Below are 24,744 nucleotides of genomic sequence, written 5' to 3'. Positions count from 1 at the left end.
TCCATACTCTTATTATTTTACCACACATTTCATTTCTTAAAATAACATTTGCACAACATTTACAAACACTCCTCTATCAAAAGAAAAAGGTCTTGTAGACCTTTAGCTCGCAATGCTTTGTAATGCCTTTAAATTTTCATACATAATTGTCAAATAATCCTTGCCCGCATCCAAGTCTTCTTTGGAATAACTAGAAAGATTATGTAGTGTTACAGGAATCAACCCCAACTCTTCAATGAGTGTGTTTTGTAAGTCTTTCATATCTTGTGGAAGATTTTGTTCCACCGCGATATAACGTACTTTATCACGAATGATACGCTTTTTAATAGAAGTTAGTTGATCACTTGTTGGTAATGCTCCATATTTCGATAAAGAAATTGGATACACCTTTACACCATAAGATCTTTGCCAAATACCAAAACTTGGTGTCATCGACACAAAACTAATATCCATTTTTTCATTTGGTATTGTTTGAAAATCCGCGTCCAATCGAGCCAAATCAAGTTCCAACTCATCAAAATTGGTATTGAATATTTTTTCGTACTGCGGGTACTTAGCAATTAAATAATCGCGTATATCACTAGCCATACTTGTCATAGCCACTGGATCCATCCACAACAATGGGTCTGCATTGTATTTATCTACACTTGAAAATTCTTCTCCAGCATAATAAGCACTCGCAATACCTGTAGTTTTCCCATCTACTGTAACTGTTGTATATCGTTCAAATTTATAGATCGCACTTTTCGTAGCTAAATTAACCATTTCCACATCCATTGCCCGTACCTTATCCATATAAAGTTCCATATAAGGCTCTAACCCATTGATGTAAAATAACGCATCTGCATCCTTTAAAGTCGCTTGATAATCCTTTTTTATTTGTGCACGTTGTATTATATCATTTTTTGAAATGTTACTTACATCCACATATTTATCTCCAATTCGCTGCGCAAGATATTGTACAGGATATACCGTAGTACATATGCTTGGCTTTTTTTCTTCACACCCAGTTAAGATAAAAAGGCTCATGAGCGATGCTAGAAAGACTTTCATTTTCTTCATAGATATCCTGCCTCCTGTTCTAAATTATATCATAAAACAATAGAGGAAACTATCTTTTTTGACGTCGAAAGAAGGAAGCTAACCAAGATGCTTCTTCGCACCACCCACCCTTCATCTTCATAACATTATAACGAGCGCGATACAAATCTTTCTTTGTATTTAAAATGGGAGAATAGCGAACAGGATGAAGATATCGATAATGATAAAACTTCATACAATCATAATGAATATCTCGATAAGCGATAATGATTTGTATCCCTAAAAACAACTGCACAAGGAGTGCACTATACCCACGCATTAGTTGTACGCCCATGACAATGAACAACATCACAACAGAAACAATACATGTAAAGCGTTGAGCTACTTTATAACGAGCAAAACAATGAAAAAATGTTTGTAATAATCTTCCTCCATCCAAAGGATATATGGGCAACAGATTAAATATCATAATATTCGCATTGATCATCAACAAATATTCATAAAATGGTTGCGATATGATACCCCATCGTTCCATCAACAAAAACACCGTAGGAAACATCACCTGTGAAAGAGGTCCTGCTGATATTATACAAATTTCTTGAAACACGGATCCATAACCAAGTTGCGGTATATATGCACTCAAGCCAAAAGGATATAGGATAATCTTTTCAATCTTGAAACGAAACAACTTCGCCACAAGAACGTGTGAAAGCTCATGCACACTTAATATAAAAAAGATAAAGCAAGTAAGTTTTCCCATATGCAAATATGGTAATAAAAAGATTGCTGGAAGCCATAACCAGGATATTTTAATTGTTGTTTTGAAGCGCTGCATTGAGATCAATGGTTTTATTATCTTTCAAGAAATCAATGGTTACATATTGAGCATAAGTGCCCAGTGGTCTTCCCTTTAGAATACGTTCATCTTGTTTCAAAGATACTTCACTTAAATTCCCATACGTAGTAATGACTCCATTATCTTGTTTGATAGTAAGTGATGTTTTCGAGTTTTTGCTTTGTACATGTAAAATCACACCATCATATGCATTATACGCAACATTACTGCCATTCGCATAATGATTCTCTTTTAAAAGAGCATACGAAGGTGTTGCGCTTACGGCTTCATCCTTTAAACTAAACCAGTTTTCAAATGGAAGCCATTTCGAAATATCTTCTACTTTGAAGTTTTGTAATACTGCAGGCATTTGTACAAGGTTGAGTCTTTGATTCAACAAAAGAACCAATACCATTACACATACTCCCATAACAAGCATCATCAATCGATACATGACTTTAAATACAATAGAAGAATGTTTCTTTTCTACCTCTTCCATCCCTCCAAACCGACGATGTTTAATTCTTTTCCGTACATTCTTGATATCTTCCATAGCTTCCCTCCTACTCTACTATATGAATGCTTCCAATCCCTTAGAACAAAAAAAAACAGACGCTCTATTGACCATCTGTCGTCTGTTTGTTTGCTTCAAATCGAATGGATATGTATGTTTTAACTACAATTGTAATTGGTACGGATATCATAATTCCAATTGGCCCCATTAAAACACCGCCCGCAAACACTGCAAATAAGGTAACCAAAGGCCCCAATGCACTTCGTTTTTCATGAACCAATGGAGATATTACATAAGCATCCACATTGGAAAGGACCAAGATACCAATCAATAACGCAATGATTCTACCTGGCGATAATGTCAATGCCGTAATTACACCAATGCTATTTGCAATCGTCCCTCCTAAATAAGGAATAACTGCACCTAGGGAAGTTAAAATCCCGATAATTAACCAGTCTGGATGTCCAATCAAGAAATAAAACGCACTATACTCTACAAACTTTATAAGCATTATAATAATCAAAGACTTCATATATACGGAGACATTTTCATCCATCTCACGAATATAACGATCTCCCTTAGGGGCAAATATAAGAATCCCCTTCTTTACATTATGTCGAATACGATCAAAATCAAACAACATATAAATCGCAATAATAACTGAGAATAAAATATTTGTTACAGAATCTAACACAATGCTCATAATATCTGGAAGTGTAGAAACAATTTGTGGAATCCAATCATCATATTTCTTTAACATCATAATGATATTATTCGTGATACTATCGATTAAAGAGAAGTCCTCAAACTCACCAATATGTTTAATTTGATTACTAATCCAAACAACACCATCAATCATATTGCTCATAAATTCATTTATTTTTTCATATAAAATTGGCATTAAGATAATGATAAGTGCCACCAAGCATACAATTAGCGTAATCCACATCACAATGATAGAAAAATTCTTAGGTACTCCTTTACGCTCAAGAAATTTCACAAATGGATGCATGACATACGCAATCACAAACCCAATGATAAATGGTTGAAGAATTGCTTGTACAATGGATATCCAATTCCCCCAATATGCCTCTGTCTTTAATAACAAAAACAAAATCAGCAGTACACCAATGACTTTCAACAGCATATTTTTAGACACTTTCGCATCCACTTTACTTAAGAAACGTTTTAGCATACGCTCACCTCACTTCCACTATTTTATCATGTCACAGTGAAAAAAACTAGTACGGATGTAAGAGATAGTCCGCCTCCCTTATAAACATATAGAAACATTATACAACACTTCAACTAAAATATCAGAATAAATATTCTAAAGGATATAATGAATCCTAAGTTTTGAAAAAAAGTGATAACATTACGTAATGTATATCACTTTTTTACACAATCACTGATGTAACGTATAACCATGATTCGCATATACGTAGTAGTATCCATCATTTTTCACTAACATGTAATAGTTTTGTGAATCCATCGCATACAATTCACTACCTATTTCTAAATTTCCTGTAAAGTTTTTATTAGCAAGATGAAATTGTTCCTTTATCTCACCAACACCTTGAAAACACGAAGGCAATTTTTTTAATCCTGTGCTATCACAATTAATATACATCATTCCTTTGTAAACAAAATGTGGTGGAACTGCATCAGGGACAGGAATTTCTTCCTCACTCTTATGTTCTTTCAAAGGAATACTGTCACCTAGTTCCATTTGAGACAAATATTGATACGTTATCTTCTCACCGTTTACAACGAGATAATACATATTATCATTTACCTTATAAATATTTTGACCTATTTCATTCTCTAAATCTTTAGATCCATACAAATCTTCACTTGGTATATAACCATTTTCTGCAACACCTTTCATTTGACCTATAACTTTTCCGTTTACCTCAATTATATTTTCTGTTTTAAAGTATACAATATCATTTATCATAATACATGATTGCAAAAAAGTCTTCGAAAGAAAATTACAATCCTCTACTTTTGGGCTACATGAAGTCAATACCAAAATAAAACAGAAAAGGAAGACTTTAATTAGATTCAACTTCTTATCTATAATAACCATAAGCATACACACTCCATGACTGTTTCCCCTTTCCCCTCCTTATATATTTACATACTAGCATGCACCCTACACCTTGTCAAACATGTATATCTCATCCAAATAGTTTAGACAAAAACGAACGTTCCTTTATTTTAGGAAGAACTGCTCGCTCTCCAATCATACGCTTCACTATCGCATGAAAACAAGAATATAAGGAAGCATCTCTTTGAAGTGTCACAGGCTTACCATAATTATTTGCTCGTATCATTGTCTCATCGTCAAATACATATCCTAAAAAATCAATCGCAAGCCATTGCTTTGCTTCTTGTAAAGGAACAGAAATTCCCTTCTCCATCATCTTCACATTCATTCGATTCACCACAAAAGAAATGTGTTCCATTCCCTCATTCATCAAAATACCAATCACACGATCAGCATCTTGAAGTGCAGTTACATCCAGTGTGGTTACCACAACAACTCGATTCACGCAAGCAATACTAGATACAAAACCACGTTCGATTCCTGCTGGTGTATCTAGTAAAACATAATCAAACTGTTCTACTAGTTGTTCCACAACAACCTTTAAATCTTCGTGATGAAATTGTTCGATATGTACCGTTTTACAAGCTGGCAACAAATATAAATGCTCTTGTACCTTATCTTTGATCATAGCCTGTGATAACATACATCTTCCTTCCATCACATCCATCAAATCATAAATCACTCGATTCTCTAATCCCATCATAACATCCAAATTCTTTAATCCTAAATCCACATCAATCAAGCACACGCGATATCCTAGTTGTGATAAAACAACACCCATATTCACACAAACGCTACTTTTTCCTACTCCACCTTTTCCAGAAGTGATTGCTATAGCTTCTCCCACTGTAATTCCTCCTTATATTTTTTCATCTCTAGTTTCCTTTCCTGATAATATACTTTAGAGGGTGAAAAACATGTCATATTTTGATAGATACTATCCCCAATTCTTACACTCGCATTTATATAAGAGGCACATAATGTACAATCTGCATGCAATAAATCCACATTTCCCATAACTCTACCTAACACAAATATAGACTCACTACTTACAACATAGGCAAGCTTATGAACATTCCCCAACAGTATTAGAGGTTCATAAAATTGATACGTTTCACCTCCACGTAAGTCATGTTCTATGATTCTTGTTTGTTTTTGTACACTCACAGTAGGATTCACACCTAAGATTAATGTAGAACACTCCTTACATATGAAAAACAAACGCACTATATCGATGGTTGCCGGAACATGAAAAAAAGCCTCAAATCGTCCTGAATGCAATGTTAGACAAGAATTGAGTCTTTCTTTTAACTGATTAAAAAATGCATCTTCATCATCATAAGATGCGATGATATGATAATTCTCTTTTACCCCTTTGACTTTAATCTGAACCATTCGATTTTCTCCCCTTTACGTACTTGGATTGCCTTCATTTTCAGATAGTCATTCTTAATACGAATCAAGAATACAATAATCATTGAGAGGATTGCATTCGTAAGGAGGGATAACAGTTCATACTTTTCCGCCCAGACCATGAATGATATATCTGTTGTTCTTTGAAGGTTCATAAACAAATATACCAGAAAATCTTTGGCGAATATTGTCACAATACAGAGAATCAATGATTCTATGACAGTATCTGTCATATGTTTCGACCAAAACCGCAAACAACATGCCACAATGGTAAAGATAAACGCATATACTAGAAAGGTATTCGCAAATACCACATCATAGAACATTCCAAACCCAAACGCAAACAAACAAGTATTGATCCAATCAAATTTACGTATGGTCAACATAATTGCACAGAATCCGATATTGGAGATAAATAAAAGATCGTTAATCAAAAAGCTATTCGGAAATAAAATCATTAAAATTTCATCCACAAGGAAACATAATAGGACAAAGATTACATGTGTCATTCACTATCACCCTTTGGTACTATCACAGATACATATTCAAAGGATTGGAAATTGTCAATCGGTTTCACATAAATTGTTTGTCCTGTTTGATTGATCAATGCCTGTACACTTTCTACCGTACCAATTAAAAGTCCACTTGGATAGACTCCACCATTTCCCGATGTGACTACTTGCATTCCTTTTTTTATTTCCGTACTATCATCAAATAAGGTTAATACATATCTTCCTTTTTTTACGTCATACCGTTCCAATATCCCTGAACTTGATTTTTCATCATCAAGGAGTACCTTAATAGATACAGAGTTTAGTTTATCTTCTGAAGTTAATAACTTCACAACACTTGTATTACTAGAAGAACTCACAACTTTCCCAATCAAACCATCCACACTTGTCACAGCCAATCCTTCAACTACACCATCCTTACTTCCTTTATCAATGGTAATCGTATTGTTCCAAGTTGTTTGGTCACGCGAAATAACATTTGCCCAATAATGCGTAAAGCGATCATCTTCACTATCCACTTTCAAAGCTTTACTAAGTTCTTCATTCTTCTGCTTTTCATTCGCATAGGATGCCTTATAAGATGGATTCTTACTTAGTTCATAACGTAATTCATCATTTTCGTCCTTCACAGACCAAAGATTAGAAAAATCACTCATCCAATCTTTGATTGTCTTCGTAGGATTATCAACCAATGCATACTTTAACATACTAATTCCATCGTATCCTATATTACTAGTAGTCGAACCACTTATCACTTTTAAGATGATGCCCATACTCACAAAAGCAACAATCACACTTAAGATTATTTTTTGTATTCGATTTAATTTCGACATCCAATCACCTATCTATCTTTAATTTACTTATTTATTATATAAGCTAATTGAAAATAGTTCAATCAATAAGTCGTTTTTGTCGAAAACTTAAGAAAGTATTTCCACTGACAATGATATGATCCAACAAAGGAATGGATACAATCTTCCCACATTCATCAATACTTCTTGTGATTGCTATATCTGCTTCACTTGCACTCGCATCTCCACTGGGATGATTATGTGCACAAATAATCTTCGCACATCCTATACGCATAGCTTCTTTAAATATCTCTCTAGGATGTACACTTGCATTGGTAAGTGTACCCACAAATAAAGTCTTTGATGAAATCACCTGATTTCTTTGATTCAAAAAAGCAACAATAAAATGTTCTTGTTTTTCATACCCAATTGCTTGTGATAACCAGCTAATCAAATCATCGGGGCTTTCTATCTTTACACGTTCTTGTACCTTATCATACGCAATTCTACGACCTATTTCAAAAGCTGCCTGTAATTCAATCGCCTTTACCTCTTTAATACCATGTATATTCATCAACTCCTGTAAGGAAGCTTTTCCTAAATTCCCCATACTTTCAAACGCAAACAAAACCTCATCTGCCAATTCTAATGCAGAACTCTTTCTGCTACCCGTCCTAAGTAGCAACGCTATCACCTCACGATTGCTTAAGGATTGAATCCCAAACTGTAATGCTTTTTCTCTTGGTCGTTCTTTTTCATTTAATTCTTTTACCTTCATTTCCCTATCCGATCAAGCGCTTGTTCATACTGTTTATCCTGGATGAGCTTTACAATCTCTGGATCATCCACGGTAACACTTTTCGCTATGTAGGTATATTTTAATTCTTTCAGTTTTTCTTGTACACTTTGAGATGCTTTTTGATCCGTTGTCACTCCACTTACTACTGCCGTCAATGCATCTTGTTTTAAAACAAACGCATCTAGTCCAGCGTTCTTCAAGTTATCTTTCATAGAAGTAATACTTTCTTCCTTCTTATAAAGTCCAACTTGATTCATATACAACGTAACCTTTGATGTTTGTGTGGTGCCGGTATTCAAAGTGAACAAAAAATAATATCCTAGCGAAAACAAAATAGAGAAGCATGACGCAAACAAAACGATGAGTTTTTTATTCTCCATACAATCACCTCACCCTACCGTATGTTTGTTCTCTACTCTTTATAACTGTTGCGACAAGAAAGGACAAAATCACCTCCTACTATCTATATACGAAATCATATTCATAAAATCCTAAAAAAAATAATTTTTTATAGAAATCTTTAATACCAGTTTTTTTAAAACTATAAAAAAAGTAAATGTATGCGTGCTACAAGCGAATGTATCCACTTTTGATTGACATTTTATAAATTGTATGTAAAATAATATAGGTAACCTTGGAGAGTTGGCCGAGCGGTTTAAGGCACCATCTTGGAAAGGTGGCGTAGTGAAAGCTACCGTGAGTTCGAATCTCATGCTCTCCGCCATAGAACAAACAAAGTTTTTAGATAATGATTATCTAAAGACTTTTTTATTTAGAATTCGCCTAATTTACAAGAAATGTTAACAATTTCTTATACCTTTTCTTTATAAATTATGCTATCATAAGTATGAATATTGTTAATTCATACTAAATATTACGCTTAACCAATAAAGAACACTATAAAGACAACCCGTTTATCTTTATAGTATATATACTCGTGTAGTTTAAAATTCGTGGGAAGGAGGATATGATAGTTTTTACTATCATAAACATCTATGAATACAACATCGCTAGCGAATAAGTTCTGTGAAGAACTATTACAAAAAGACTGGGATAGCTCTAAGATTGTTGAATTATTAACCCTATTATGTGATGCACACTCTTTTGAATATGGCATGATTTACGAAATAAGCCAATACAATATATTTCATTTAAAAGAACATACAAAAGATGATGGTCATATATTAAAAGAAAGTTATGCATTACATGAATTACAAAAATATTATGTAGAGGCATATCAGCAAGACGCTTTATGTCTTTGGCATTCTGATTCCAAAATGTCAGAGATTTTTGGATGTGCAACTTTACTAATTTACCCAATACTAGATATGAATAAGCAGGTTTTGGGTTTTATTGCGTGTTCTACTGATAAAAAAGAAATCAAACTAAATGCATCATCTCTTGCTTCTTTAAAAATGGAAATTACTTTATTTTCTCAATTTGTAAAAGATCGAATGTATGAAAATAAGATTTCCTTTGCCATCACTTCATTAGAAGATATTCTTGATAATACCGGAATTGATATCTATGTGAATGACTTTAACAATCATGACATTCTATATGTAAATAAATCAATGGCTGCCCCCTATGGTGGAGCGAAAGAATTTATGAATCGTAAATGTTGGGAAGTATTGTTTCCTGGTCAAAATGGACAATGTGAGTTTTGTCCCCAAAAAAATCTGATTGATGAAGAAGGAAATCCTACAAAAGTATATACTTGGGATTATCAAAGAGCATTTGATGGATCATGGTTTCGTGTCTTTAGTTCTGCATTTCACTGGATTGATGGTCGTATGGCACATGTCGTAAGTAGTGCCGATATTACAGACAACAAGAAGTATGAAGCACTTATTCACCATATGGCAAATTATGATGAACTCACCAACCTACCTAATCGTAGAATGCTGATCGAAGAATGTGCACGCAGAATCAAACAGGCAACACCAGATGAAAAGGGATATGTTCTTTTCTTTGATCTCGATGGTTTTAAATCCATCAATGATAATTATGGACATGATGCTGGAGATGAATTTCTTATTTTACTAGGTAAGTTCCTCCTTGAAATCCCTTTATTAAAAAATAATATCTATCGAAATGGTGGAGATGAATTTGTTGCGGTACTTGGTGGAGAAAACTTCACACATGAACATATTAAAAATCTCTGTAATTCTATTTTACACCGTTTTCAAATGCCTTGGAAACTAACTAAGGGAGAAGTACATTGTTCTACAAGTATCGGGATTGCTTGTTATCCAGAAGATGGCAATGATCCAGAAGAATTGATACGAATCGCAGACCAAGCTATGTATAAGGTTAAAAAATCTGGAGGCGCAGGCATTCAGTTTCATGAAGATATAAAAAAACAATAGTTGTCTATTGTTTTTTTAATATTTCATTTTCTTAATTCTTCCAAATCCAATGGTACCAGGACCTGTATGTGACATGATAACCGCCTTAAATCTATGTTGTTCTACGGGTTGTCCAACAGCTTCCTCTAACAATATTTTTAATTCATCACTTACTTCTTGATTATAGGCATCAATGATCATCCAATCATAATCTTCAGGATTGATTCCATCCATTACAACACGGATTCCCTCTTTATAAGCTTTCTTTAAAGTACGTACTTTATCGACCAAATCTATAGAACCATGTTCTACCTTCAACAAGGGTTGAATTTTCAATAAACCAGCTAATGCGGCAGCTGTTGGAGAAATTCTTCCACCATTCTTCAAGGAAGTTAGATTTTCAGGAATTAATATGGCATAGAGATCACATTCCTTCTCTATCTTTTCTTTTACTTGTGCGCATGTATATCCTTTTTCAAACATTGCTCGAGCATGTTTGAGAATATGAATAATAGGATAACAAACAAACTCAGAATCAACAACACAAACTTTCCCCTCATATGCTTCTGCCATTGATAATGCAATACGACAAGTACCACTTAATGACTTTGTTAGAGGAATATAAAACACCTCATCATGTGTCTTTAATAATTCATCCCACATCTTCGTTAAGTCACCAATAATTGGTTGTGCAGTCTTTACCTGTTTATTTTGGTTAATTGCTTCAATAATATCTTCATCAAAGATAGTCTCTTCCTCAATATATTCAACACCATTTACAACAATTGGCATACGAACAACATGAATATCTAAACGTTGTGCCTCTTCTTTTGTGATATCAGCGCTAGAATCACATAACAATGCTATTTTCTTCATGGAATCACTCCTTAACGAAAATTATAACAATTTCCCATTGTAAATACAATCACGAAAAAAAATAATCCCTACCTCTTACAAGCCAGATATAATATGAATAGCACAAAGGAGTTGCTTTATTACAAATCGGTACCATGAGAGGCAATGACATTTCGATACCAATAAAAAGAATCTTTTTTATATCTTTGTAAATCCAACAAGTTTTCTTCCGTACGATTTACATAGAGAAATCCATAACGTTTTTTGAATCCTTGATGAGTAGAAATTAAATCTAAGGCAGCCCAAGGACAATACGCTAGCACTTCTACACCATCTTCTATAGCATTTCTCATTTGTTTAATATGACTTCTGTAAAACTCTATACGATATGTGTCGTGAATTCTTTTGTCATCCGTAAGAGTCTCGTAATCACCAATTCCATTTTCAGTAATCATAAGTGGTAAGTGATACCTACCATACACCTCATTTAACGCAATTCTCATGCCCACTGGATCGATGATCCATCCAAAAGACGTAGTTTCAAGATTTGAATTTTTAAATCCTATATACAGTCCTTTTTCTCCAGTAGTAGTCTGTTGATCACCTGTACCACAAACCTGTATATCTTCACAATAAGCACCAACCATTTGCGTATTATAGTAATTAAAAGCGATAAAATCAGGTTTTGCTTCTTTTAATATTGCATCATCTTCTATCTCCGTAATTGGTAATATATCCCTCTCTTTCATATACTGCCACATTTTGTGATGATACTCTCCATATATTGCCATATCCAGATAAGACCATGTTCTAATAACCTCATATGTTTGTGCCGCCAAGACATCTTCTGGTTTTGCTGAAGAAGGATAAACTGGACTTACATTTGGTGCAGGTCCTATTTTTGAATTAGGACAAATTGAATGACATAGCTTCATTGCTTTTGCCTGAGCAACAAACATATGATGATTTTGTTGCATGGTTTCTTTTGCAGATAAATTACCAATACCTAGAATCCCACTATGCATAGCCATCATGTTTTGTTCGTTGATTGTTAACCAATAGGTCACTCTATCTCCATATGCATTGAAAAGAATTGTTGCATATTGTTCAAATGCATCGATAGTAGTTCTATTCAACCAACCACCTTGTTCAGCCAATGCTTGTGGGAAGTCGAAATGAAACAATGTAACTAATGGCTCTATTCCAAAACTTAGACAAGTATTAATTACGTCATCATAAAACTGTATCCCTTTTTCATTAACTTCTCCTACACCCATTGGTAATATTCTAGCCCATGAAATTGAGAATCTAAAAATCTTGATTCCCATTTCAGCCATTAATGCAATATCTTCTTTATAATGATGATAAAAATCACTTGCTACTTTAAAATCTGCAGTTTCTGCTGCTACACTACGCGTATCTTGAACGGTTAACCCTTTTCCATCTACATCATAAGCGCCTTCAGATTGATACGAACTAATTCCAGCTCCCCATAAAAAGGTTTCTGGAAACTTTAAATTTTCCATGCTTTCCATAATTTCTCCCCTATGCCAAGACTGTAAAAAGTTTGCTATTGACGCTTACAGATTCGGCAGTATTTATAACCTCTTCATTTAGTAAAATATCTAAATAATCGGCTGTATTGGTAACAATAATTGGTGTTTCTAGAAGATAACCTTCTTCTTTAATATGTTCTATATCAAATGTAATTAACAAGTCACCTGCTTTAACATGGTCCCCTTTCCCAACATGAGCATCAAAATACTTGCCTTCTAGTTGAACAGTATCAATTCCAATATGGATCAATACTTGACACCCATTCTCTGACATAATACCAATTGCATGTTTGGTAGGAAACAAAGCAACGACCGTTCCATCAAAAGGAGCCACTACCTTTCCAACTGAAGGAATGATTGCTACCCCACTTCCTAATTCTCCACTTGCAAAAGCTAAATCTGAAACTTTTTCTAAAGAAATTACATTTCCTTCAATAGGACAATTGATTTCTTCTTTATGAATCATTGTTGTAGTTGTCTCTATTTGATCAATTTCTTCTTCATTAGGGACATCATCTTTATCTTTAAAAACAATCATTGTTAACACAAAACTAACGATTAAACCTGAACTAATCGCTAATAAAATAGGAAGTATCTGTGGATTATCTGGATTAAGTAAACCAGGTACTGCAAAAATACCTCCACCAAGTGCATATTTGTGAATTTGGAACATCCCACAAAATAGACCAGTAACCCCTGCCCCAATACATGAAATAATAAACACCTTAATTCTAGGTAAAGTAATTCCATAAATAGCTGGTTCTGTTGTTCCTAGCACACCAGAAATTGCTGCTGGAAAACATTCAATCTTAACTTTCTTGTTTTTAGTTTTGAAATAGATTGCCATTACTGCTGCTACTTGTGCAAACATCGTAATTGAAGAAATTGCTAAAATCGGATCTGGATTTCCTTGTAACAAATTAATGATACTAATCATACCAATTGTTCCATGTAATCCTACCACAACCAACACTTGCCAAATAACTCCTATAAGTGCCCCAGCAATCGTGCTATTTAATCCATATAAATAATTGATAAGTTCTGATAATTGAGATGATAACATGTTCGCAACTGGTCCAATAAACAAGAATCCAATTGGTACCACCGTTACCATCACTAGCAATGGAACAAACAGTGTCTTAATGGCTGTAGGCATTATTGAATTTAGAAATTTTTCCACTGGTTTTGCCAAGCATACGATAAGGATTGTTGGTAAAAACGTAGATGTATATGTTACATTGATTGTATTCCCTAACACAATCAAATCATTCTTATTAATTGTTGGATAACAGAGTATTGCTCCAATCAGCATACCTAAAAAGGGTGCAACACCAACTTTTTGAGCTGTACAATACCCAAGAAATATTGGTAAGAAGAAGTAAATAGCATCACCGATTGCAGAGAACAATGTATATATTCCCGAATCATTCGCCATCCATCCTGTCATGGTACAAATTGTTAACAAACCTTTTAAAATACCACTTGCGGATAACAGCATCAAGGTTGGTCCAGTGATTGAAAAAATAAAGTCTACAAACCATTTAAAACCTGACAATTTCTTTACTTTTTCTTGTGATGATTGTGAATCTTTGATACCTGCTTGTGAACATATTACTTTATATATGTCTGCAACAGCATTTCCTACTACAACTTGATATTGTCCTCCAGCATGAACAACTGTCACAACACCCTTCGTATCTTTTAATACTTCTGTATTCGCAAGATTTTCGTCTTTCAACTGAAAACGAAGTCTTGTCACACAGTGTTTAAGACTTACAATATTCTCTTTGCCACCAACTTGTTCGATAATTACTTTTGATAAATTTGAATAATCTTTCATTTTAATTTCCTCCATTTTTATTTTAAAAGCGATATGAAGGTTTAGCCAACTTAATGTTACCATCCAATTTATTTACTGCAATCCATTTACTTCTCTCTTCACCTCCTACTTATCTCTATATTAAACAACAAAATTTCTATTGTTGTTTATTAGACTTGTTTACGATTCTTTCAATATGTATCGTTAAATACATTTTTTCGTCATCTACCAATTTATAGTTATATTGTTTTTTTAAATAATCACTTATCTTTTCAACACATTTATACGGCATTTTATACTTCGTCTTAATAATTTCAAATAGTTCAGAATCAGAATCACTCTTAGCATGCTTGTTCTTCATAAGTCTCTGTGCAAAAAACTTCAAATGAGTAATAAATCTATGGTAATACACTGAATTCAAATCTTGATCTAAGAGAAAATAATACTTAACAATATTTGATATTTCTTGCGTAATCTCCATTATTTTTTGAATATGTTCAATACTTCCCTCATTGACCATAACATTTATGATATGTAAAGCTATACAGCCTGCTTCATCTTCAGGTAGTGTTACGCCTAGTTCATCCTCAATCATTCCCAACGCATGTACTCCTATTTCATATTCTTTTTCATAAAATTGTTTAATATCTAATAGTAGCACATTAGAGAGTTCAATACCTTCTAGAAAATTTTTAATTGATGAATAAATATGATCGCTTAGTGAAATAAACAGATTACCAGGAAGTTTCTTTTGCAATGTCTTTTCTGCATAAGTTATGATTTGATTGGTAACTTCTAAATATTCAATTGGAATATCAGATACAATCTCTTTAAAATGAGTGTCCACTTCACTTTCCAAGACAAACACCTTATTCACAGATTGTTCATTTATCTCACTACCTGAAGTCTTTTGAAATGCAATTCCCTTACCACAAACTATTTTTTCTTTCCCCTGTTCATCTAAAATGATAACTACATTGTTGTTGAGTATTCTATGAATTTTCATAATCATTCTCCTCTCGATATAGAAAAAAACCTAACGCAAAAATTGCGATTAGGTTTAGCTTGCCGAACAATTACCATCCTACTTATAAATCGAGTATAGCACATTATTTTTATACTTGCAATAGGATTGTTTTAATTTTATCATTCCACCCTCTTCTTCAAATGCTTATGCTTTTTCATTGCATGTTTCTTTTAATTTGCAAATTGAAAATTCAGATTAAAAAAACTCAATCCTTGGATTGAGTTCATCTTAACTTTAATGGGGCGGACGATGGGAATCGAACCCACGCATGACTGGACCACAACCAGTAGTGTTAACCACTTCACCACGACCGCCATGTTTGTTAAGCGAGTCTAATTATAGCGTAAGATGTATGGTTTGTAAACACTTTTTTGTGATTTTTTTAAAATTATTTTTGATAAAACTTATTCTTATGTAAATCATAGAAAAAAAGCCAGATATTTATCTAGCTCTTCTACTTTCCAACATTGTTCAACGTTTGTAAATTGTCGATAAAGACCTTTTCAAAGTCCTTGTTATCTTTTGTAACAAACCACTCATCATCTTCCTTTACAAGTTTTATTGTAACTTCTTTTTTTAGAGACATTTTAGCGTTGTTTAAATTCTTAAAAATAACCGTATTAATTTCTGATTGTGCCCTAGCATCGGTGATATTTTCTTGACGACTTAATTCTTCCGCTTTTGCAGTTGCTTCTTTTATCCCTTGTGTAACAGTAGGTGTAAAATCATATATCGTCAATGTAACTTGTACACTCGCACTATCATCGTTGATACTTTCTTTACCTTCTTCATCTTTAAAAGATAACATTTTGGCATAGACTTCTTTTTGAAGCTTTTTATCCACTCCATCAATATAATCGCTTTCTTGGATTTCAAGTGCTTTTAGTGCATAATTTTCCCATTTGGAGAATTCTTTTATCTTATCTAAATCTTTTGTACGACAAGCCTCAAAGAATGCTGCTGTTACTTTTGATGGGGTATCTTCTTCTCTTTTATTTTGACATGCTGCTAATGTGATGAACATACATGTACATACTAGTAGTGATATGATTTTCTTCATATTGCCCTCCATATTTATATCCATCCTATTGTAACAAACCTAAATTAAAAATACAATCTATTGCGAAATGTCATAAACCATCCAAAATTAAACTAAAATGATAGTTTTTCTATACAAAAGTGTTAAAATAAAGATATATAGGAGGTATCTACTTATGAATAGTTTTAGTGAAGATTTGAAAAAAATTATGTTAGCAGGTGTTGGTGCAGTTGCGACAACTGCAGAAAAGAGCAAAGATGTAATTGATCAACTAGTAAAAAAAGGTGAACTTACCATCGAACAAGGAAAAGTATTAAACGAAGAACTCAAACATGATATTAAAGAAAAGTTTAGAACACCTGCAAATGCAGATGAAATTAGCAAAGATTTAGAGAAACTAAGTAAGGAAGAACTAGATGCTATAAAAGCGAAGATTGAAGAATTAGAAAAAGGCAATGAATAATACAGAAACAAAAACATTAAGGAGTAAACGACGCCTTGCACAGATTCTTTCAATCTTAAGAAAGCATCACATCACGAAAGGTGTAAATCCAATCACCTTTCGTGAAATCTTAGAAGACCTTGGTCCCACCTTTGTAAAAATTGGACAAATCATGGCTTCTCGTCAGGATATGTTTTCACAACGCTATTGTAAAGAACTTATCAAATTACGTGATAATGTATCCCCTATGAGTTTTCAAACCGTACGTGAAGTCATTGAAGATGAGTATGGTTGTCCATTAGAAGAAGTATTTGAACATTTTGATCAAGAACCTTTGGGTTCTGCCTCTATCGCCCAAGTACATCATGCTACACTGAAAGATCATAGTGAAATCGTTGTGAAAGTACAACGTCCCGGAATCTACGAAACTATGGAACGTGATATTTCCCTCATTCGTAGAGCTAGTAGATTACTTCACTTATCTGAAGTACTTGGAAGTGTGATTGATATCAATATCGTACTTGATGAATTCTGGTTTACCGCTAAACAAGAAATGGATTTCTTAAACGAAGCAAGCTTCGCTCAGAAATTCGCAAAACTTAACAAAGATATTAAATATATCGGATGCCCAACCATAAATAGCGACCATACGACAAGCAAAGTTCTTGTTATGGAATATATTGATGGCAACATCATAGATGATTTCACAACTTTAAAAAATGATGGATATGATCATAAAGAAATTGCGAGCAAATTAGCAGAAAACTACATTAAACAGATCGTAGATGATGGTTTCTTTCATGCAGATCCACACCCTGGTAATTTACGTATTCGTGGTGGTAAGATTGTATGGATTGACTTTGGAATGATGGGATTTTTAAATCAAAGCGATAAAGATCTTATGAAAAATGCGGTTATGGCAATTAGCAGTAATGATACAGAGAAAATGGTTGATGTCGTTTTGACTTTAGGAATACATGATAAACCTATGGATTATACACAACTTTATAACGATATGGAAACCTTTATGGCAAAGTATGTTACTTTAAACTTACGTGACATACATCTTGGAGAAGCCATGCAAGAAGTTTTTGGGATTGCTCATAAATATAACATCAGTATGCCAAAAGGAATTAGTATGCTTGCTAGAGGTCTAGTAACAATTGAAAGCACCATGACCTTATTAGACCCTGATACCAATATCATAGAAATTGCCGCAGCACATGTATCCAATCATATGCTTAAAAAACTTGATATAAAAGATAGCGCATTAAATACTTCAAAGAAAGTATATGAGAGTGCAAAACGTACCATAGAGCTCCCTATTCAATTTTCTGAACTAATGCGTTTAATGATGAAAGGGAGGATGAAAGTAAATCTAGAGATTATGGATTCTAGTGTTCCTCTTACCCGCATCAATCACATGGTGAACAAATTGATTGTTGGCATTGTCGCAACAGGCTTGCTCATGGCAAGTGCATTGATATGTACGACGAATATGACACCAAAAGTCTTTGGTATTCCTGCCCTTGGTTTCTTTGGTTTTATGAGTGCTGTAGTACTAGGATTCTGGTTGTTATATACGGTGCTAAAAAAAGATAAAAAATAGAAGTCAAATTTCTGACTTCTTTTTATTCGATCACTTGTGATAAGACTTGTCCGATAGGCTCACGAATTAACAAATCTGCGGTGTTATCCATGTCTGTCGCATCTTTGTTAATCAAAACTAGCTTTCGCCCCTTAAAATACTGTAATAGACCTGCTGCAGGGTATACAACCAATGAGGTACCACCTACAATCAAAACGTCTGCTTGTGAAATATATTGTATTGCCTTTTGTAAAACATTTTGGTCTAGACTTTCGCCATATAATACAACCTCAGGTTTTATTGTACGTCCACACTGTGGACATTTAGGAACTCCATCCTTTTGTTTTAGCATCGCATCTAAATCATAAAATGTTCGACACCCTCTACAACGATTACGATGAATACTTCCATGTAACTCTAGGACTTCTTTTGAGCCAGCCATTTGATGCAAACCATCAATATTCTGAGTTATAACTGCCTTTAACTTCCCCATTTCCTCTAAGCGCGCCAATGCCTTATGAGCAGGATTTGGCAAAGCATTCTCATAAATCATCTCATGGAAATAGAAATCATAGAATTGATCGGGATGATCATAGAAAAAATCCGAACTAATCATTGTCTCTGCACGATATGGATATGTCTTTTTACTATAAATCCCACTTTGAGAACGAAAATCAGGAATGCTACTTTCTGTACTAACTCCAGCACCTCCAAAGAAAACGATATTATCACTCTGTTCAATAATCACTTTTAAATCTTCATACATTGCATTCACCTCATATTTATTTTACCACAAAACCACGTAACGAGTATCTCTATTCATCATTCATTTCCTTTATCCCTTTTTTTCTATCGCGTAGAAAAAGCCACACATATCACTGTGTAGCTTCTGTTTCTTTTTCAGGTTTTAAAACAGTATAGTCTCGACTAAATGGAACGGGTAAATCATTGAACTTCCAACGTACTGCCATTTTCTCAGGTATGTTTTCTACACTTCCCCATGCAAAGTTATATGTTGTACGTGCGGTCACACGATTTCCGTTTGTTTTCACTTGTGTATCTACGAAATTTACTAATGGAGTTACAACGAAATCATCATTTGTAATAATGGTCGGTGTATGAACAGGATTTGTATCCATATATACATATTCTAAGGTGATATCTAAAGATGCTCCCTTTAAAACGACTTCCTGTCTAAGCGATATAATATAGTCGACATATACAGTTGTTTCTTTGGTGATACTTTTACCATCCTCTAGTATAATTTCTAATTTTATCTTATTATCACCAGTTGGAAAGTTATATACACTTTGAGTGAAAGAATAAGAACTAAATGAGGTTACATCTAAAGGTTCATTATCATTCAAATACAACTTAATTTTTTCAATGATAGAAGCGTTTTTACTAATACTCCAATTAATGGAAATAGAGTTACCAATGGCCGAAGAATTGTAGTTCGCAGATAGTGACTTGATAACTGCTTCCTTATCACCGTCATCTTCTCCTTGTATAACAGAAGGTGGATCGACTGGTATATTGGATGTGTTCTTATCTTGAACGATATATACTCCCAATGATAGAGTCACAATCATCGCTATGGATAATAAACTAACAAAAAATTTGTTTTTAATGATAAAGCGTTTCATGTTGTCCCTCCTCATTTTCTATATATTATACTGTTTTATTAACTAGAAAGCCACATTTTCACGCAATTTAACATTATTTTATAAGAAAAGAGTGCATTTACGCACTCATATATTTTATTCTGCTGGAACTAAAGGAACAACAATTCCATTGTATTTTTCATCCATAAAATCTTTTACATCTTTCGTGTTCAACGCATCAATTAATGCTTTGATTTTTGCGTCATCTTTATGAGATGGTTGTACAGCAATGATGTTTGCGTATGTTTTTGCGGCATCGCTATCTTTTGCTTCTGTAGTAATTACTTTATCAGAAATCTTTGCATTTAATGCATTATTTCCATTTACAACTGCATAATCAACATCTTGGATATTAGAGGCACATACTTCAGCTTGCAATTCGATGATTTCCACTTTTTTGTGATAAGTTTCAATATCTGCCTTTGTCGCATCCACTCCTTTACCTTTTTTCAAGGTAATGATACCATTATCTGCTAATAATTTTAATGCACGTCCTCCATTTGTAGGGTCGTTTGGAATAGAGATTTTAGTACCATCTGTAATATCATTCAAAGAAGTATGTTTTACAGAATAGATGCCAATTGGTTCAAAGTGTACTGCAAAGATGCTTTCAATGTTATCTGTTTCTTTGGCTTTTTTTGCCCAATCTTCCATATATGGTTTATGTTGGAAGAAGTTTGCGTCAAGATCACCTTCTACTAATGCTTGGTTTGGTTTTACATAATCTGTGAATTCTTTGATGACCACTTCATATCCTGCTTTTTCTAATACAGGTTGAACGTGTTTGATAATTTCAGCATGTGGTGTTGTACTCGCTCCTATACGGATCACTTTATCATCATTTTTAGTGGAACCACATCCTGCTAATAATGCAACTGCAAATAAACTAACTAATATTTTTTTCATTTTCTTTCCCTCATCTTTCTTTTTCATTCGACTCTGTTTCTTATAGGCTACACATTCGACAGATTCGAACTGCCTGTTTTAATATATGTTTCATTTGTTCACCTCTAGTGCGTTGTCTTACGCACAAAGATATTACCGATAAATTGAATCAACGATGTAATTAACAACAACACGATTACACAAACAATCGTTACATCGTATTGGTAAGAGTTAAAGCCATAACGAATCGCAAAATCTCCAATTCCTCCTCCACCAATCGCCCCTACCATGGTAATAAATCCAAGTAAGGAAATTAAGGTAATGGTAGTTGCACGAATAATACCTGGGATGCTTTCTCTTAAATATACTCGAAAGATAATTTCAATAGGAGAACTTCCCATAGCTTGACTCGCTTCAATCAATCCACGATCAATTTGTGCTAATGCACTTTCTACTTGTCGAGCGAAGAATGGAATTGTACCAACAATCAAAGGTACTAGCGATCCTTCTACACCAATTCCTGTCCCCATAATCATACGTGTTACTGGAGAAATAAAACCAACTAAGATAATAAATGGAATTGCGCGAAACAAGTCTACAATCTTTCCTAAAACAAAGTAAACCACTTGATTTTCAAGGATATCTCCTTTGCGTGTTACCACTAGGATCACACCAAATACAACACCAAACAACAACGATATAACACCTACAATACCTAGCATAATAAAGGTATCTATAATAGCTTGATAGAAATCTGGAAGTTTATCCATAATGTTTGGTATGAAATTGTTCAAAAATTCATTCATGCTTTTAACACCTCTACTTTCACATCATGTTTTTCTAAATACACGATTGCATCATCAATCGCTTTCTTTTCACCACTTAAGATAACTACCAAATCACCTAAAGGTGTACCAGAAATAATTTCCACATTTCCAAAGATGATATTCGTATCTACATGATAATCACGTGATATTTCTGAAATCAATGCTTTTGAAGTATTCACTGCATCATAATTCAACTTCACTAAGCGTTGACCTTCTTGGATAGAAGTTAATGCAGAATTATCTTCTATCATTTCATAGACACGAGAAATATTACTAGTGGATTCGATGAAGTTTTTAGTTACTTCCTTTTGAGGTTTACTAAATACGTTGAGGATATTCCCTTCTTCTACAACATATCCATTTTCCATAACCGCTACACGATCACATACTTCTTTTACTACTGCCATTTCATGAGTAATTAATACAATGGTAATGTTCAATTTTTCATTGACTGTTTTCAAAAGTTTTAAGATGCTTTTTGTTGTTTGTGGATCAAGGGCACTGGTAGCCTCATCACACAACAACACTTTAGGATCATTGGCCAACGCTCGCGCAATCGCGACACGCTGTTTTTGACCACCTGATAATTGAGAAGGATATGCATCTTTTTTATCCTGTAAATCTACAAGTTCCAATAAAGAAGCAATCTTCTTTTCTTGTTCTTGTTTACTAAGTTTACTTCCTTTGAATGGATATGCAATATTCTCTTCTACTGTACGAGAGCGCATAAGATTGAAATGTTGAAAAATCATTCCTATTTTCTTTCGCTCTTCTCTTAATGCTTTCTCTTTCATCTTTGTCAAGTCTAAACCATTCACAATCACATTTCCAGAAGTAGGTCGCTCTAATAAATTTATACAACGTACCAAAGTAGACTTACCCGCTCCACTAAATCCAATGATTCCAAAAATTTCACCATCTTGAATTTCTAATGAAACATCTTTTACCGCATGAATTTCGTTGTCTTTACCTTGAAATGTCTTTGTGATATTTTCTAATCGTATCATACAATTCCTCCTATACTATACAAAAAAGCTTCCATCCATAGGACGAAAGCTAACGTTCGTGTTACCACCTAAGTTTATCCACCTCTCACAAGATGAACCTCTTCAAGTACGCTTATTGCTAAGTTATACTCTATCGCTGTAACGAGCGAACACGTCATAATCTAAAATCTTCGATTATGCAACTCCAAGACCATTTTCCACAGATAGAATCTTTATTCTCTTTCACCAAATGAGAACTCTCTTTGAAAGTCTGTTCTGTGTACTCTTCTTTTCAATGTCATTTTGTTTATGTGTGTATATTACTTCATTTTTTAAAATTCGTCAACACATTTACTCTATTTTTTTTATTACTGAATCTTATATTTCAATTTGTATGTTTTTCCTTCGCTTTCATCATCGAAGTATTCCGTGTAGCTAAGCATGATTTTTTTTGCGGATGAAGAAATAATAAAAATCAATTTCCCTTTTACTTCTTCTTGCGGTTTTAAAGCATATTCATCTGGTAATTGATGCTCCGCACCAAAGTATTCTTCCGCTTCAAAAGGTCCTTCATCATCAAACGTAATCATAAAATCATCTTTGTACATGGCCAATATTTCATTTGTAATATTTTTAATACTCACATGCAAAATTAAAAATTGAGCACTTTCATCTACTACAAATCCTTTCATTTCTTTTCCTGCAAGTTCTATCTTTAATAACTTACAAGTAAAGAATATCGTTTGAAACTCATTTGTCATTGCCTGATTTGGACAATAATCTTGCGTAAGTAATACATTTAACTTATCCCTGTTCATTTGCATGATTTCCATAATCTTCACCTCTTTCAACATACTATATGATGAAGAGAGTGAAAACTGTCGGTTTTTGTCTTTAAACAAGCAAATTTGGATAAATACGCACGCCTTTATGGATGATTTGTGAGATACAGTTTTGATCTAACGAGTAGAAAAAAGAATGAATATCTTTTACAGATAGTAATATTATATTTGCACATTTCCCTATATCCAGTACACCTAAGTCTTCTCGTTTTAAAAATCTTGCTGGATTGATGGTAATCGCCTTTAATAATTCATAGGCATCGATATGATCTTTCATAGCTAACAGTTGCGCTGCCATCATTTGACTTTGTAAAGATACTTGTTCATGAGAACTACTGATACAAAAATTACATACTTGTAAATGTGAGGTCGTATTCATATGAGAAAGTGGTTGTACAACCGGATATGAGGTGTCCACTTCCACATCTTTTAGCACTTCATAATGATAGTTATGTAATAAATCTTTTCGAATAGCGTGTTTCATATGGATACACAATGTACCATTTTTCATATAGCGCATAAAATACTCATTTTGTTCAAGAAGACCCTTTTTTTCATTTTTTGACATACTACCATTCACTTCGATAAATGCAGGTACAGCAATATGATTTGTACCATCTAAGATGCGCGTATCTTTATCCACGAGATGTATAAAATCATGCGTACCTAGATCTATAATTTCATCGTGATGTATCGCAATAAAACCATGTTGAAATTGGATGTTTTTCTCTCCTTCTTCCTGCATGGTATATATGGTATGGATATGTTTGATTAGTAACGTTGCTTTTTTTTCCACCGGCATCTCCTTTGGTATCTACCCTCTATTATAAAGCAAAAACCACTGGAAAGGA

The 24,744-nt window shown here is 33.8% G+C and carries 26 protein-coding genes, 2 tRNA genes and 1 other annotated feature; of the genes, 4 read left to right on the top strand and 24 right to left on the bottom strand.

Features of this window, described 5'->3' with window-relative positions; translation table 11 throughout:
• Positions 1 to 102: 102 nt before the first annotated feature.
• From ACWG42_RS10145 to ACWG42_RS10095, 11 genes are all read right to left on the bottom strand, one after another.
• Entirely contained in the window at positions 103 to 1,062 is a 960-nt protein-coding gene (locus ACWG42_RS10145; protein ID WP_455792054.1) for a metal ABC transporter substrate-binding protein, read from the bottom strand.
• Positions 1,063 to 1,111: 49 nt separating this feature from the next.
• Positions 1,112 to 1,876, bottom strand: coding sequence for a site-2 protease family protein (locus ACWG42_RS10140; protein ID WP_455792052.1), 765 nt, complete (start codon positions 1,874 to 1,876; stop codon positions 1,112 to 1,114).
• Positions 1,851 to 2,429, bottom strand: coding sequence for a M23 family peptidase (locus ACWG42_RS10135; RefSeq protein ID WP_455792050.1), 579 nt, complete (start codon positions 2,427 to 2,429; stop codon positions 1,851 to 1,853). The genes ACWG42_RS10140 and ACWG42_RS10135 overlap by 26 nt, the downstream gene beginning before the upstream one ends.
• Before the next feature lie 64 nt (positions 2,430 to 2,493).
• Positions 2,494 to 3,585, bottom strand: coding sequence for an AI-2E family transporter (locus tag ACWG42_RS10130; RefSeq protein WP_455792049.1), 1,092 nt, complete (start codon positions 3,583 to 3,585; stop codon positions 2,494 to 2,496).
• 210 nt (positions 3,586 to 3,795) lie between these two features.
• On the bottom strand, positions 3,796 to 4,347 hold the full coding sequence (locus ACWG42_RS10125; protein ID WP_455792047.1) for a hypothetical protein: 552 nt from the start codon (positions 4,345 to 4,347) through the stop codon (positions 3,796 to 3,798).
• Between the two features lie 223 nt (positions 4,348 to 4,570).
• Positions 4,571 to 5,347 carry a septum site-determining protein MinD gene (minD, locus tag ACWG42_RS10120; protein ID WP_455792045.1) on the bottom strand — a complete coding sequence of 259 codons (777 nt, stop codon included), beginning with the start codon at positions 5,345 to 5,347 and terminating at the stop codon, positions 4,571 to 4,573.
• On the bottom strand, positions 5,332 to 5,895 hold the full coding sequence (locus ACWG42_RS10115) for a septum site-determining protein MinC (RefSeq protein WP_455792043.1): 564 nt from the start codon (positions 5,893 to 5,895) through the stop codon (positions 5,332 to 5,334). Before ACWG42_RS10115 ends, minD begins: the two co-directional genes overlap by 16 nt.
• Positions 5,868 to 6,422, bottom strand: a complete 555-nt coding sequence (locus ACWG42_RS10110) for a rod shape-determining protein MreD (protein WP_455792042.1) — start codon at positions 6,420 to 6,422, stop codon at positions 5,868 to 5,870. The genes ACWG42_RS10115 and ACWG42_RS10110 overlap by 28 nt, the downstream gene beginning before the upstream one ends.
• Positions 6,419 to 7,258 (bottom strand): rod shape-determining protein MreC, encoded by an 840-nt coding sequence (gene mreC / locus ACWG42_RS10105; protein ID WP_455792041.1) that lies wholly within the window; start codon positions 7,256 to 7,258, stop codon positions 6,419 to 6,421. The genes ACWG42_RS10110 and mreC overlap by 4 nt, the downstream gene beginning before the upstream one ends.
• Positions 7,259 to 7,316: 58 nt before the next feature.
• Positions 7,317 to 7,994: a RadC family protein gene (radC, locus tag ACWG42_RS10100; protein ID WP_455792039.1), complete on the bottom strand. Its 678-nt coding sequence runs from the start codon at positions 7,992 to 7,994 to the stop codon at positions 7,317 to 7,319.
• Positions 7,991 to 8,395: an SPOR domain-containing protein gene (locus ACWG42_RS10095; protein WP_455792038.1), complete on the bottom strand. Its 405-nt coding sequence runs from the start codon at positions 8,393 to 8,395 to the stop codon at positions 7,991 to 7,993. Before ACWG42_RS10095 ends, radC begins: the two co-directional genes overlap by 4 nt.
• Positions 8,396 to 8,651: 256 nt before the next feature.
• On the opposite strand from ACWG42_RS10095, the gene ACWG42_RS10090 reads away from it, so the two are divergent.
• A tRNA-Ser gene (locus ACWG42_RS10090) sits at positions 8,652 to 8,739 on the top strand.
• Between the two features lie 271 nt (positions 8,740 to 9,010).
• Positions 9,011 to 10,384 carry a diguanylate cyclase domain-containing protein gene (locus ACWG42_RS10085; protein ID WP_455792036.1) on the top strand — a complete coding sequence of 458 codons (1,374 nt, stop codon included), beginning with the start codon at positions 9,011 to 9,013 and terminating at the stop codon, positions 10,382 to 10,384.
• 15 nt (positions 10,385 to 10,399) lie between these two features.
• On the opposite strand, the gene ACWG42_RS10080 is transcribed toward ACWG42_RS10085, so the two are convergent.
• The 6 genes from ACWG42_RS10080 to ACWG42_RS10055 form a co-directional block, all read right to left on the bottom strand.
• On the bottom strand, positions 10,400 to 11,239 hold the full coding sequence (locus tag ACWG42_RS10080) for a DegV family protein (protein WP_455792034.1): 840 nt from the start codon (positions 11,237 to 11,239) through the stop codon (positions 10,400 to 10,402).
• Positions 11,240 to 11,358: 119 nt separating this feature from the next.
• On the bottom strand, positions 11,359 to 12,753 hold the full coding sequence (locus ACWG42_RS10075) for a glycoside hydrolase family 1 protein (RefSeq protein ID WP_455792032.1): 1,395 nt from the start codon (positions 12,751 to 12,753) through the stop codon (positions 11,359 to 11,361).
• A 10-nt stretch (positions 12,754 to 12,763) separates the two neighbouring features.
• Positions 12,764 to 14,614, bottom strand: a complete 1,851-nt coding sequence (locus ACWG42_RS10070; RefSeq protein WP_455792031.1) for a beta-glucoside-specific PTS transporter subunit IIABC — start codon at positions 14,612 to 14,614, stop codon at positions 12,764 to 12,766.
• 136 nt (positions 14,615 to 14,750) lie between these two features.
• On the bottom strand, positions 14,751 to 15,599 hold the full coding sequence (licT, locus tag ACWG42_RS10065) for a BglG family transcription antiterminator LicT (protein ID WP_455792030.1): 849 nt from the start codon (positions 15,597 to 15,599) through the stop codon (positions 14,751 to 14,753).
• Between the two features lie 259 nt (positions 15,600 to 15,858).
• Positions 15,859 to 15,934 (bottom strand) — tRNA-His (locus ACWG42_RS10060).
• 140 nt (positions 15,935 to 16,074) lie between these two features.
• Positions 16,075 to 16,680: a hypothetical protein gene (locus tag ACWG42_RS10055; RefSeq protein WP_455792028.1), complete on the bottom strand. Its 606-nt coding sequence runs from the start codon at positions 16,678 to 16,680 to the stop codon at positions 16,075 to 16,077.
• Between the two features lie 154 nt (positions 16,681 to 16,834).
• Between ACWG42_RS10055 and ACWG42_RS10050 the strand changes: the two genes are divergently transcribed.
• Together ACWG42_RS10050 and ACWG42_RS10045 are read left to right on the top strand one after the other, a co-directional pair.
• Positions 16,835 to 17,122, top strand: a complete 288-nt coding sequence (locus ACWG42_RS10050) for a phasin family protein (protein ID WP_455792026.1) — start codon at positions 16,835 to 16,837, stop codon at positions 17,120 to 17,122.
• Entirely contained in the window at positions 17,115 to 18,710 is a 1,596-nt protein-coding gene (locus tag ACWG42_RS10045) for an ABC1 kinase family protein (protein ID WP_455792024.1), read from the top strand. The genes ACWG42_RS10050 and ACWG42_RS10045 overlap by 8 nt, the downstream gene beginning before the upstream one ends.
• Positions 18,711 to 18,732: 22 nt before the next feature.
• Here ACWG42_RS10045 and ACWG42_RS10040 read toward each other — a convergent pair whose 3' ends face one another.
• From ACWG42_RS10040 to ACWG42_RS10010, 7 genes are all read right to left on the bottom strand, one after another.
• A complete protein-coding gene (locus ACWG42_RS10040) occupies positions 18,733 to 19,455 on the bottom strand; it encodes an NAD-dependent protein deacylase (protein ID WP_455792022.1) in 723 nt (240 codons plus the stop codon).
• 109 nt (positions 19,456 to 19,564) lie between these two features.
• Positions 19,565 to 20,335: a hypothetical protein gene (locus ACWG42_RS10035; protein WP_455792021.1), complete on the bottom strand. Its 771-nt coding sequence runs from the start codon at positions 20,333 to 20,335 to the stop codon at positions 19,565 to 19,567.
• A 114-nt stretch (positions 20,336 to 20,449) separates the two neighbouring features.
• Entirely contained in the window at positions 20,450 to 21,259 is an 810-nt protein-coding gene (locus ACWG42_RS10030; RefSeq protein ID WP_455792019.1) for a MetQ/NlpA family ABC transporter substrate-binding protein, read from the bottom strand.
• Between the two features lie 104 nt (positions 21,260 to 21,363).
• Positions 21,364 to 22,044 carry a methionine ABC transporter permease gene (locus ACWG42_RS10025; RefSeq protein ID WP_455792018.1) on the bottom strand — a complete coding sequence of 227 codons (681 nt, stop codon included), beginning with the start codon at positions 22,042 to 22,044 and terminating at the stop codon, positions 21,364 to 21,366.
• A complete protein-coding gene (locus ACWG42_RS10020) occupies positions 22,041 to 23,072 on the bottom strand; it encodes a methionine ABC transporter ATP-binding protein (protein WP_455792016.1) in 1,032 nt (343 codons plus the stop codon). The genes ACWG42_RS10025 and ACWG42_RS10020 overlap by 4 nt, the downstream gene beginning before the upstream one ends.
• Before the next feature lie 35 nt (positions 23,073 to 23,107).
• Positions 23,108 to 23,356 (bottom strand) — a binding site (T-box leader).
• 63 nt (positions 23,357 to 23,419) lie between these two features.
• On the bottom strand, positions 23,420 to 23,884 hold the full coding sequence (locus ACWG42_RS10015; protein WP_455792014.1) for a DUF4352 domain-containing protein: 465 nt from the start codon (positions 23,882 to 23,884) through the stop codon (positions 23,420 to 23,422).
• A gap of 61 nt (positions 23,885 to 23,945) precedes the next feature.
• Positions 23,946 to 24,689 (bottom strand): amidohydrolase family protein, encoded by a 744-nt coding sequence (locus ACWG42_RS10010; protein ID WP_455792012.1) that lies wholly within the window; start codon positions 24,687 to 24,689, stop codon positions 23,946 to 23,948.
• Positions 24,690 to 24,744: the final 55 nt, after the last annotated feature.

This window comes from Amedibacillus sp. YH-ame10, assembly GCF_053848885.1.
Note: the sequence above shows the minus strand (reverse complement) of the source record. Positions and strands in the feature narration are given on the sequence as shown.

Bases quoted from the DNA above. Each gene is read 5' to 3' on its own strand.
- ACWG42_RS10035 (WP_455792021.1), bottom strand. From the start codon at position 20,335: ATGAAACGCTTTATCATTAAAAACAAATTTTTTGTTAGTTTATTATCC.
- ACWG42_RS10025 (WP_455792018.1), bottom strand. From the start codon at position 22,044: ATGAATGAATTTTTGAACAATTTCATACCAAACATTATGGATAAACTT.
- ACWG42_RS10095 (WP_455792038.1), bottom strand. From the start codon at position 8,395: ATGGAGAATAAAAAACTCATCGTTTTGTTTGCGTCATGCTTCTCTATT.
- ACWG42_RS10020 (WP_455792016.1), bottom strand. From the start codon at position 23,072: ATGATACGATTAGAAAATATCACAAAGACATTTCAAGGTAAAGACAAC.
- licT (WP_455792030.1), bottom strand. From the start codon at position 15,599: ATGAAAATTCATAGAATACTCAACAACAATGTAGTTATCATTTTAGAT.
- ACWG42_RS10050 (WP_455792026.1), top strand. From the start codon at position 16,835: ATGAATAGTTTTAGTGAAGATTTGAAAAAAATTATGTTAGCAGGTGTT.
- ACWG42_RS10145 (WP_455792054.1), bottom strand. From the start codon at position 1,062: ATGAAGAAAATGAAAGTCTTTCTAGCATCGCTCATGAGCCTTTTTATC.
- ACWG42_RS10015 (WP_455792014.1), bottom strand. From the start codon at position 23,884: ATGGAAATCATGCAAATGAACAGGGATAAGTTAAATGTATTACTTACG.
- ACWG42_RS10075 (WP_455792032.1), bottom strand. From the start codon at position 12,753: ATGGAAAGCATGGAAAATTTAAAGTTTCCAGAAACCTTTTTATGGGGA.
- ACWG42_RS10040 (WP_455792022.1), bottom strand. From the start codon at position 19,455: ATGTATGAAGATTTAAAAGTGATTATTGAACAGAGTGATAATATCGTT.
- ACWG42_RS10055 (WP_455792028.1), bottom strand. From the start codon at position 16,680: ATGAAGAAAATCATATCACTACTAGTATGTACATGTATGTTCATCACA.
- ACWG42_RS10080 (WP_455792034.1), bottom strand. From the start codon at position 11,239: ATGAAGAAAATAGCATTGTTATGTGATTCTAGCGCTGATATCACAAAA.
- ACWG42_RS10045 (WP_455792024.1), top strand. From the start codon at position 17,115: ATGAATAATACAGAAACAAAAACATTAAGGAGTAAACGACGCCTTGCA.
- ACWG42_RS10110 (WP_455792042.1), bottom strand. From the start codon at position 6,422: ATGACACATGTAATCTTTGTCCTATTATGTTTCCTTGTGGATGAAATT.
- ACWG42_RS10140 (WP_455792052.1), bottom strand. From the start codon at position 1,876: ATGCAGCGCTTCAAAACAACAATTAAAATATCCTGGTTATGGCTTCCA.
- ACWG42_RS10030 (WP_455792019.1), bottom strand. From the start codon at position 21,259: ATGAAAAAAATATTAGTTAGTTTATTTGCAGTTGCATTATTAGCAGGA.
- ACWG42_RS10070 (WP_455792031.1), bottom strand. From the start codon at position 14,614: ATGAAAGATTATTCAAATTTATCAAAAGTAATTATCGAACAAGTTGGT.
- mreC (WP_455792041.1), bottom strand. From the start codon at position 7,258: ATGTCGAAATTAAATCGAATACAAAAAATAATCTTAAGTGTGATTGTT.
- ACWG42_RS10115 (WP_455792043.1), bottom strand. From the start codon at position 5,895: ATGGTTCAGATTAAAGTCAAAGGGGTAAAAGAGAATTATCATATCATC.
- ACWG42_RS10125 (WP_455792047.1), bottom strand. From the start codon at position 4,347: ATGATAAATGATATTGTATACTTTAAAACAGAAAATATAATTGAGGTA.
- ACWG42_RS10130 (WP_455792049.1), bottom strand. From the start codon at position 3,585: ATGCTAAAACGTTTCTTAAGTAAAGTGGATGCGAAAGTGTCTAAAAAT.
- radC (WP_455792039.1), bottom strand. From the start codon at position 7,994: ATGAAGGTAAAAGAATTAAATGAAAAAGAACGACCAAGAGAAAAAGCA.
- ACWG42_RS10085 (WP_455792036.1), top strand. From the start codon at position 9,011: ATGAATACAACATCGCTAGCGAATAAGTTCTGTGAAGAACTATTACAA.
- ACWG42_RS10135 (WP_455792050.1), bottom strand. From the start codon at position 2,429: ATGGAAGATATCAAGAATGTACGGAAAAGAATTAAACATCGTCGGTTT.